The organism is Limnoglobus sp. (assembly GCF_059499385.1).
In genome coordinates this window covers 1-9,376 of the sequence record NZ_JCABYM010000005.1, presented here as the reverse complement: position 1 = coordinate 9,376, position 9,376 = coordinate 1, and the positions used below count along the sequence as shown (strand labels likewise).

At 67.8% G+C, this 9,376-nt stretch carries 9 protein-coding genes; 6 read left to right on the top strand and 3 right to left on the bottom strand.

Features of this window, described 5'->3' with window-relative positions; genetic code table 11:
* Window positions 1–749: phosphoenolpyruvate hydrolase family protein (locus AC5JJ2_RS00220; protein ID WP_495855943.1), on the bottom strand; the 749-nt coding region annotated here is incomplete at its 3' end.
* Window positions 750–870: 121 nt separating this feature from the next.
* Window positions 871–1,302, bottom strand: a complete 432-nt coding sequence (locus AC5JJ2_RS00215) for a hypothetical protein (RefSeq protein WP_495855942.1) — start codon at window positions 1,300–1,302, stop codon at window positions 871–873.
* Window positions 1,303–1,388: 86 nt separating this feature from the next.
* On the opposite strand from AC5JJ2_RS00215, the gene AC5JJ2_RS00210 reads away from it, so the two are divergent.
* The 6 genes from AC5JJ2_RS00210 (at window position 1,389) to AC5JJ2_RS00185 (ending at window position 7,906) form a co-directional block, all read left to right on the top strand.
* Window positions 1,389–2,597, top strand: a complete 1,209-nt coding sequence (locus AC5JJ2_RS00210) for a Tm-1-like ATP-binding domain-containing protein (RefSeq protein WP_495855941.1) — start codon at window positions 1,389–1,391, stop codon at window positions 2,595–2,597.
* A 167-nt stretch (window positions 2,598–2,764) separates the two neighbouring features.
* The gene (locus tag AC5JJ2_RS00205) at window positions 2,765–3,829 is read left to right on the top strand and encodes a sialidase family protein (protein WP_495855940.1); all 1,065 of its coding nucleotides are present in this window, start codon (window positions 2,765–2,767) and stop codon (window positions 3,827–3,829) included.
* A 20-nt stretch (window positions 3,830–3,849) separates the two neighbouring features.
* Window positions 3,850–4,905 carry an FG-GAP repeat domain-containing protein gene (locus AC5JJ2_RS00200; RefSeq protein WP_495855939.1) on the top strand — a complete coding sequence of 352 codons (1,056 nt, stop codon included), beginning with the start codon at window positions 3,850–3,852 and terminating at the stop codon, window positions 4,903–4,905.
* A gap of 174 nt (window positions 4,906–5,079) precedes the next feature.
* Window positions 5,080–5,838: a cytochrome c gene (locus AC5JJ2_RS00195; protein ID WP_495855938.1), complete on the top strand. Its 759-nt coding sequence runs from the start codon at window positions 5,080–5,082 to the stop codon at window positions 5,836–5,838.
* A gap of 177 nt (window positions 5,839–6,015) precedes the next feature.
* Complete coding sequence (hflX, locus tag AC5JJ2_RS00190; protein ID WP_495855937.1) at window positions 6,016–7,374, top strand: GTPase HflX; 1,359 nt, start codon at window positions 6,016–6,018, stop codon at window positions 7,372–7,374.
* Between the two features lie 70 nt (window positions 7,375–7,444).
* Window positions 7,445–7,906 (top strand): TIGR03067 domain-containing protein, encoded by a 462-nt coding sequence (locus tag AC5JJ2_RS00185; protein WP_495855936.1) that lies wholly within the window; start codon window positions 7,445–7,447, stop codon window positions 7,904–7,906.
* A gap of 10 nt (window positions 7,907–7,916) precedes the next feature.
* On the opposite strand, the gene AC5JJ2_RS00180 is transcribed toward AC5JJ2_RS00185, so the two are convergent.
* Window positions 7,917–9,200: a sulfotransferase domain-containing protein gene (locus AC5JJ2_RS00180; protein ID WP_495855935.1), complete on the bottom strand. Its 1,284-nt coding sequence runs from the start codon at window positions 9,198–9,200 to the stop codon at window positions 7,917–7,919.
* Window positions 9,201–9,376 lie beyond the last annotated feature (176 nt).

Below are 9,376 nucleotides of genomic sequence, written 5' to 3'. Positions count from 1 at the left end.
ATTTCCGTCAGGCCGAGCAGCTGACCGTAGAAGTGCCGCGCCTTCGCCACGTCCGCCGGCTCAGAGATCGGGCCGCCGTGGCAGAGGACGAACACCTCCGGGTTCACCCGCTTCGCCGCGTCGCAGATCGCCTGCACCCGCTTCGCGCTCTCCTCCAGCGTCAGGGCCGTCTTCGCGCCGATGGTCCCCTTCGTCGTCAGCCCCATGTGCGGGATCAGCACGTCCGCCCCGGCCGCGGCCATCTGCTCGGCCTCCCGCTCCGTGAACACGTAGGGGCACGTCAACAGCCCGAGGTCGTGGGCGGCCGCGATCATCTCGACTTCCTTGTCGAACCCCATGCCCGTCTCTTCGAGGTTGACGCGGAACGTGCCGTCGATCAACCCGACCGTGGGGAAGTTCTGCACGCCGCTGAACCCGGCGTCGCGAACGTCCAGGAGGAACCGCTTCATGATCCGGAACGGGTCGGTCCCGCAGACGCCGGCGAGGACCGGCGTGTTCTCCACGACGGGCAACACCTCGCGGGCCATGTCCATGACGATCTGGTTCGCGTCGCCGTAGGGCATCATGCCGGACAGCGACCCGCGGCCGGCCATGCGGAACCGGCCGGAGTTGTAGATGATGATGAGGTCGAGGCCGCCGAGTTCGCCGCACTTGGCGGACAGGCCGGTGCCCGCGCCGCCGCCGACGATCGGCTTGCCGGCGAGAACCTGGTTGCGGAGGCGGGCGAGGATTTCGTCGCGTGGGATCATGCCGACAGGATATGAATTCGACCCTGGGACCGCGGGCGTCCCGCCCGCCAACCTCCATGTCAAGGAAACCTGTCTTACGCGGCTGAGGCCGTGGCGGGCGGGACGCCCGCGGTCCCAGGGGTTACTTCGGCAACTCGCTCGACTCGCCGAGCTGCACCGGCTCGACGTACACCGACCCGCGGCCGTCGTAGCAGACCGGCACGCCGAGCGTCGGCTGCGCGGCCTGGTCCTTCAGCATCCGCTGCGTCTCGGCCTCGGCCGTCGCGTCGTACTTCACCCGGCCGTCGTCTTCGAGCTTCGGCTTCCGCCACAGGGACCGCAACCCCTCCCCCATCGCGACGAGGACGAACCCCATCGCGGCCATTGTGAACGGCAGCCGCGATTCGAGGGCGGTCGAGATCGCACTCCCGGCCGCGACGTTCTCGCCGCCGGACCGGACGGGCGTTTGCGACGTGACCCACATGCCCGCGATCTGGGCGAACATGTACCCGACCACGGCGAGCACGCCCGCCGTCAGGAGGCCGTGGACGAGGATGGTCTTGCGCGTGGACATGGGACACCCGTGGCGGAACTGGAACCGGGGCTGCTGGCGCGTAACATAGCACGCGAATCGAACGCGGGCCGGGTCGGGGGTCGGAAATGGCCGTACTGCTTGTCGGAACTCTCGACACGAAGGGAACGGAAGTCGCGTTCGTCCGCGACCGGCTGGCCGCGGCCGGCGTGCCGACGCTCGTGCTGGACGCCGGCGTGATCGGCGACCCGGCGTTCCCGCCGGACGTTCCGCGAGACGAAGTCTTCCGCGCCGCGGGAACGTCGTGGGCAGTCGTGAAGGCGGCCGGCGACCGCGGACAGGCAGTCACGCTCGCGGCAAAGGGCGTGGCGAAGCTCGCGGCGGACCTGTTCCAGCAGAAGAAAATCACTGGCGTCCTCGGCCTGGGCGGGTCGGCGGGGACGACGATCGCGACGGCCGCGATGCGGGAACTGCCGGTCGGCGTGCCGAAGGTGATGGTCAGCACGCTCGCGAGCGGCGACGTGCGGCCGTACGTCGGCACCCGCGACGTGATGATGGTGTATTCAGTCGTGGACATCTCCGGGCTGAACCGCATCAGCCGGATGGTGCTGGCGAACGCCGCCGACGCGATGGCGGGGATGCAAATCCGAAATCCGAAATCCGAAATCCGACATGAAGAATCGAAGCCGGTGATCGCGGCGACGATGTTCGGCGTGACGACGCCGTGCGTCGAGGCGGCGCGGAAGATTCTCGAAGCGGCCGGGTACGAGGTGCTGGTCTTCCACGCGACCGGGACCGGCGGCCGGACGATGGAAGGGCTGATCCGCGACGGCCTCATCGCCGGCGTGCTGGACATCACGACGACGGAGCTGGCCGACCAACTCGTCGGCGGCGTCATGGCCGCGGGGACGGACCGGCTCACGGCCGCCGGGCTGCGGAAGGTCCCGCAGGTGATTTCCGTCGGCGCGCTAGACATGGTGAACTTCGGCCCGCCGGACACCGTGTCGGAGAGGTTCAAGGGGCGGACGTTCTACCAGCACAACCCGACGGTGACGCTGATGCGGACGACGGCCGAGGAGATGGACGCGGTCGGCAAGGAGATCGCGGAGAAGGCGTGCGCCGCCGGCGGCCCGACGCGGGTGCTGCTCCCGCTGCGGGGCGTGTCGGCGATTGATGCGGCGGGCAAGCCGTTCTGGGACCCGGCCGCGGACGCGGCGCTGTTCCAGAGCCTGCGGAACTGGGTGTACCCGCCGGAGTTGTTGGTGGAGGTGGACGCCCACATCAACGACCCGACGTTCGCCGAAGTTGCCGCGAAAACGTTGCTCTCCGTCATATAGCGGTGGGCTTGCCCACCGCGCGGTTTCGAGTCTTCGAGAAACCGCGGAGGCGTTCCTCCCCCGAGAACGTCCCTCCCAACACGGATAGTCCCCCCGCGGGAGGCTCCGCCGTGCGGCCTCGAAGACTCGGCCGCCGGTGGGCAAGCCCACCGCTATATGAGGAACCCATGCTCACTCTCTCCTTGCTCCTCGCCCTCTCCGCACCGCCGGCGCACACGGCCGTCTTCACCGCCGGGCAGGACGGTTACCACACGTTCCGCATCCCGTCGGTGATCGTCACCCCGAAAGGCACGGTCCTCGCGTTCGCGGAGGGCCGCAAGGCCGGCCGCGGCGACGCCGGGGACATCGACCTCGTGCTAAAACGCAGCGGCGACGGCGGCAAGACGTGGAGCCACCTCGAAGTCGTCTGGGACGACGCGGCCAACACCTGCGGCAACCCGTGCCCCGTCATCGACGCGAAAACCGGCACGATCCGGCTTTTACTTACGCACAACGTCGGCACGGACACTGAAGCGAAGATCGTCGCCGGCACGAGCGAGAAGGGCCGCACGGTTTGGATCACGCACAGCGCCGACGACGGCCGGACGTGGGCGAAGCCGACGGAGATCACCGCGGTCGTGAAGAAGCCCGAATGGACGTGGTACGCTACCGGGCCGGGCGTCGGCATTCAACTCAAGTCCGGCCGCCTCCTCGTCCCGTGCGACAGCAAGTCCGAGAAGGGAACCGTTCGCGAGTCGCACGTCATCGTCAGCGACGACGGCGGCGCGACGTGGCAGCTCGGCGGCGTGGTCGGCCCGAACTGCAACGAGTGCCAGGCCGTCGAACTCGCGGACGGCGCGGTGATGCTGAACATGCGGACGTACCGCGGCAACAACCGGCGGCTCGTTTCCATCAGCCGCGACGGCGGGGCGACGTTCTCGAAGCCGACGGAAGACCCCGCGCTGGTCGAACCCGTCTGCCAGGCGAGCATCTTGCGGCATCCGGACGGCGGCATCCTGTTCTCGAACCCCGCCAGCACAAAGCGGGAGAAGATGACCGTCCGCCTCAGCACGGACGACGGCAAGACGTGGCCGCACGCGAAAGAGCTGCACGCCGGGCCGGCCGCGTACTCGTGCCTGTGCGTGCTGCCGACCGGCGACATCGGCTGCCTGTACGAGCGCGGCGAGAAGACCGCCTACGAGACGATCACGTTCGTGTCATTCCCGAAGGCGTGGCTGACCGAAGCACCATAAGACCTCCCAAGAGAAACGACATGAGCCAGCGACTACGCCTCGCCATTTGTCTCCTCGAAGACCGGGCAACCCCGGCCGGGTCGCAGCTACTCGTCGGCACGACGACGTTCGTGGTGGGAGCGGATCTCGGGTCATCGGTCGTGAACGTTCGGGCCGCGGACGGCACGATCTTGAGCAGTCAGGCCGCGTTCGGCCTCGATACCGGCGGTGTCCGGGTGGCGACCGCGGATATTACCGGCGACGCACAAGACGATTACGTGATGGCGACGGGGCCGGGAAGACCCGTTGAAGTTTATGCCGTTAACACCCAAGGGTCCTCCCTCCAAGTTCCGTTCCGCCCCTTCGAGGGGACGTTTACCGGCGGTGCGTTCGTTGCAGCCGGTGACATTACCGGCGACGGTCTAGCCGAAGTCGTCATAACTGCCGGCCGCGGGGGTGGCCCCAGGGTCCGGGTTTACGACGGTCGCACGCTCTCGCCACTCGCCGACTTCTTCGCTCTCGCGGACACCACCTTCCGGGGCGGCGGCACGGTCGCGGTCGGGGACGTGAACGGCGACGGCCGCGGCGACCTCGCCTTCGGGGTCGGTACCGGCGGCTCGCGGGTGTCCGTGTTCGACGGCCGGACCATCGCCAGCAGCGAGCCCAGCCGCCTTTTCGACGACGTGTCGGCGTTTGAACCCACCTTCCGCGGCGGCGTAAACGTCGCTCTCGGCGACCTCGACGGCGACGGCCGAGCGGACGTCATCGTCGGGGCCGGGGCGGGAGGCGGCCCGCGGGTCGTTGCCTTCCGTGCCGCCGACTTGTTACAATCGACTTCATCGACACCGTTCCTCAGTTTCTTCACCGACACGCCGGACGCACGGCTCGGTACGCGACTCGCCGTCAAGAATTTGAACGACGACGCGGTGGCCGACTTGGTCGTCTCGTACGCACCCAACCGGTTCGCGGTCCCGACTGCCGAAGGTCGGCGGGTCAAGGCGTTCTTCGGCGGAACGCTTGCTACGAGTTCCACGCCTTCCCCGGCTTACGAACTGAACGGCTTTGACGTTTTCTCCGCCGGCATCTTCGTTGGCTAACGACCCGGCGAAGGAACTGCAAAGGCACGGGGTGTGACAATTTTCTCCGGCCGGCCGGTCCGCCCCTCTCGTCTTCTCACGAACCGGACGCGATAATACCCCGCAGACCACGCCGCGGCCGGCGTCCGCCGGCCGCCCCGATACTAGTCTCCCCGTTGCTCCAGGAGGTTCTCCGTGCGCTCCCTGAAACTCCGCCTACTCGGCGCGGCCGCCGTCGCCTGCCTGACCGCGTTCGTGACCGCGGCCGACCCGACGCTCTCCGCCGACCTCAGCGGCAAGACGATCGAGGCCGACGTTACACACCTGAACAAGCTGATCGAACTGTCGAAGACGAAGAAGGTCGGCGGCCGGGTGAAGTCCACGGCCGTGCTGCTCGCCCTGTACGCCGAGGACCAACTCGGCGGCAAGGACGCGGCGAAGATGGCCACGCTCCGGGACGAGGCCCTGAAGATCGCGGCGAAGTCGAAGATGGCCGCGACGGTGGCGGACGCGGCCGCGGCGCTCAAGGACATCAAGCCGGCCGCCGGGGCCAGCACGAAGCCGCTCGGCGCGGAGAAGATCATCGCCGACACGAAGCTGGAACTGCACGAGGCGATGGACCTGTTCGGCAGTGCCGCCGGCGGCGGCATGAACCTCGAGAAGGACATCCAGGCGATCAAGAAGAACGGCGTCAGCAACCTGCCCGCGGCCGAATTGATCGGGGCGCGGACGGCCCTGCTCGCCGACCTGACGCTGCACATGCCCAACGACAAGGCGACCGGGGCGAACAAGAAGGCGTGGGACGACTACACGAAGGACATGAAGAAGTTTGCCCTGGAGGTGGCGACCGAGGCGGCGAAGGGCAAGGGGGCCGACCTCGCGAAGATCAAGACGAGCGCGACGAAGCTCGACGCCTCGTGCCTGAACTGCCACAACAAGTTCCGCGCGGACTAAATCCGAGTTAACCACGAAACAGACGAAAGGCACGAAAAAAGACCCAAGACCGGGTTTTCATTTCGTGCCTTTCGTGTGTTTCGTGGTTAACTCTTCTTCCCGCCGAACCCGGCCGCGTTTCGGGTGTCCCTACCCGGCATGAACCGCGTACAATTCCAGGCGCACCCTTTTCCCGCCATGAGGTTGACTGCCATCGCCAAAGGATTTGAAACCGGCCACCGCACCGAGTTCTCCGTCGAGGCCGAGAAGGCCGTCCTCGTGTCCGTCGCGCTGCCGGGCCGGCCCTGGGCCACGGAGGCCGACCCGTGCGACGAGATCCGCGGCCTGACGGAAGCCGCCGGGGCGCGGGTCGTCGGCGAACTCACCCAGAAGCGGCACGAAATCCACCTCGCCACGTACATCGGGTCCGGCAAGGTCACGGAGTTGAAGGAACTCGTCGAGGCCGCCGACGCGGACGTCGTCGTGTTCGACAACGACCTCTACCCGGCGCAAGGGCGCAACTTGGAAAAAGCCCTCGGCGTTAAGGTGTTGGACCGCAGCGAACTCATCCTCGACATCTTCGCCACCCGCGCGCAAACGCTCGAATCCCGGTTGCAGGTCGAGTTGGCGCAGCTCGAATACTCGCTGCCGCGGCTGAAGAACATGTGGACGCACTTGTCGCGGCAGAAGGGCGGCGGCATCGGCCTCCGGGGGCCGGGCGAGACCCAGCTCGAAGAGGACCGCCGGCTCGCCGGCAAGCGGATCGCAGACCTCAAGGACAAAATCGCCGAGGTGCAGGGCCGCAAGGAGCGGGAGGTCAAGAGCCGCCGGGAGGAGTTCACCGTCTCGCTCGTCGGGTACACCAACGCCGGCAAGTCGCAGCTCATGAACACGCTGACGAAGTCCGACGTGCTGGTGAAGAACCAACTCTTCTCGACGCTCGACACCCGCACCCGGCAGTGGCACGTCAAGGACTTCGGCAAGATTCTCCTGTCCGACACGGTCGGGTTCATCCGCGACCTGCCGCACCACCTCGTCGCGAGCTTCAAGGCGACGCTGGAGGAGGCCCGGCAGGCGAAGCTGTTGCTCCACGTCGTGGACGCGAGCAACCCGCAGGCCGAGCAGCACGTCCAGGCGGTGACCGCCGTGTTGAAGGAACTCGACTGCGACAAGAACCCGACGCTGTTGGTGCTGAACAAGGTGGACAAGCTGACCGACCGGACGCTGCTCGACGTGCTGGAGAAGCACCACCCGAAGGCGGTCGCGGTGAGCGGGCTGACCGGCGAGGGGATCGACCATCTGACGGAGACGGTGATCGAGATGTTGACGCACGACTTCGTGGACGCGGAGGTCGTGGCGGCGGCGGCGAACGGCAAGGCGATCGCGTACCTGAACGCGCACGCCGAGATTTACCGGCAGGAGTACCGCGGCGACGACGTGGTCTACCGGTGCGTGCTGTCGAAGCACCTCGTCCACCACGTCCGCGCGACTGGCGCGGCGGTGACCGTGCTGAAGCAAGGGGCAACACCGGTCGCCGAGCGGAACGGCACGGCCTGACCGTTCGATACAATTCTCCCGGCGGCGGCCGCTCCCGGCCGCCGACATCTCTTCCCGTTAGGAGCCGATCATGTCCCCCGTTCGCACCCTGTCGTTCGTCGCGTCGTTCGTTCTCATCGCGGCCGTCGGGGCCGAGGACAAGAAGGCCGAGAAGTTCGACAAGGACAACCTCCTCGGCAAGTACGTGAACATCGAGGGCGTCAAGGACGGCGAGAAGGCCGACCCGGACCGCCTCAAGGGGCAGTTCGTGACCGTTTCAAAGGACATCTTCAAGATCGAGGGCGAGAAGCCAGAGCAGACGTTTGAATTCGCCTACAAGCTGGACGTGGACAAGTCGCCGGTGCAGATCGACCTGGAAATCCAGTCCCCGGAAGACCTGAAGGGGAACAAGGCCAGCGGCATCATCGCGTTCGACGGCAAGACGCTGAAGCTCTGCTACCACAAGGACGACAAGGACCGGCCGAAGAAGTTCGAGTCCACGGCCGAGAATGGCTACTTCCTCTGGACGATGACGAAGGAAGAGAAGAAGTAGCCGGCGGGCGTCACGCCCGCGCCGCCCGGCCGCGGAGGAGGGCGGCGACCGCCTTCGCCGGCCGGAACAGCCACGGCAACCGGTCCCGCCACCGCTGCGACCGCTCGGCCAGTCGGAGCGAGAACCCCTGGAGCCGCCGGAACCGCTGCACCTCCGCCGTCAAGCCGGCGGCAACGTCCTCGGCCCGGCGGCGGGCGGCGTCCGACCGCTCGGCCTCGGACCGCATCGCCTCCGACGCGGCCCGCCACCGGTCCGCCTCCCGCCGGGCGTCGAGTACCTCGCGACCGGCCTCGGCCAGCGCCGCCTCCTGCCGGCAGAGCCGCTCGACGTGGGCGGCCTGGGTTTGAAGGAACGCCTCGCACTTCCCGGTCAGGACGCGCTCCTGGTCGTGCAACTCGCGGATGCGGCCGTCCTGCATGTCGGCGTGGCCGAGCAGCGTTCGGTTGTCGGCCGACAGCCGGTTGACCGCCTCCTGGACGGCGGTGATTTGCTTCCGGTACTCGTCCGCGTTCCGGCGGATCGTCCGGCCCATCTCCTCGCCGGCGTACCGGTTCCAGGCGCGGTCGGCCGACCCCGCGTCCGTGGCCGGGTCGGGATCGACGGCGTACCCGAGCCGGTCCAGCACCGGCCGCAGCCCGTCGGCGATCTCGGCCGCCTCCGCCGCCGGGATCAGCTCCCGCCACAGGCCCGGCTTGCCCTTCCAGAAGTGGTTGTTCAACGTCGTCTTCCGGAGGTTACCGATCGACAGGTCGTTCAGGATCGGTTCCAGGTCGGCGACCCGCCGCGGGCCGACCGCGTCCTCCACGGCCGCCAGCACCGCCGGCGGGTCGGCCACGAGGTCCTCGTACTTGAGCGACAGCACGCCGGGCTGCCCCCAGTGGTCGCACGTCACGCCCAGCAGCGCGTGCGCCCGCGAACTCCGGCAGTAGTCGATGAACGTCCGGCTCCGCGGCGTCGCCGCCCAGATCGACCGCTCGTTCCCCTGGTCGCTCAGCAGCCAGCCCTCGGACTCCACGTCGTAAACGACGACGTGGAGGATCGAGATGAGCACGTCCAGCGGGTGGCGGGCCAGCGTGACGACGCGGAACCCCTCCCGCTCCAGCCGGGCCATGAATTCCGGCTCCCGCCGCCAGTGGATTTGGAGGACGACCTCCTCCGGCAGCCCGGCCCAGACGGCCTCGGTCAGTTCGTGGACGGCCACCGTCGGGATGTTGTAGAACCGGCCCAGTAGCATCCGGAGCCAGGTGTTCCCGGACCGGGGTGTGGCGATCACGGCCAAGCGAATCTTCGACATTCCCAACCCTCACGGGGGAACGATCCCGCCGGGTGGTATCGAAAGAATCGGCGGCCCGAATCGAGTCCGAGTCGTGGCGGCCCGGCGCCCCCCCGGCGGCGGCCCCGCCCCCAAACCCCCGGGGAAAATTCGCAACGGGCGGGGGTAAAGAAAAAATACGGCCGCGCCGTTATACC

What these genes read in the sequence shown, in the direction of transcription:
- AC5JJ2_RS00215 (WP_495855942.1), bottom strand. Translation starts at nt 1,302, where the DNA reads ATGTCCACGCGCAAGACCATCCTCGTCCACGGCCTCCTGACGGCGGGC.
- AC5JJ2_RS00210 (WP_495855941.1), top strand. Translation starts at nt 1,389, where the DNA reads ATGGCCGTACTGCTTGTCGGAACTCTCGACACGAAGGGAACGGAAGTC.
- AC5JJ2_RS00205 (WP_495855940.1), top strand. Translation starts at nt 2,765, where the DNA reads ATGCTCACTCTCTCCTTGCTCCTCGCCCTCTCCGCACCGCCGGCGCAC.
- AC5JJ2_RS00200 (WP_495855939.1), top strand. Translation starts at nt 3,850, where the DNA reads ATGAGCCAGCGACTACGCCTCGCCATTTGTCTCCTCGAAGACCGGGCA.
- hflX (WP_495855937.1), top strand. Translation starts at nt 6,016, where the DNA reads ATGAGGTTGACTGCCATCGCCAAAGGATTTGAAACCGGCCACCGCACC.
- AC5JJ2_RS00185 (WP_495855936.1), top strand. Translation starts at nt 7,445, where the DNA reads ATGTCCCCCGTTCGCACCCTGTCGTTCGTCGCGTCGTTCGTTCTCATC.
- AC5JJ2_RS00180 (WP_495855935.1), bottom strand. Translation starts at nt 9,200, where the DNA reads ATGTCGAAGATTCGCTTGGCCGTGATCGCCACACCCCGGTCCGGGAAC.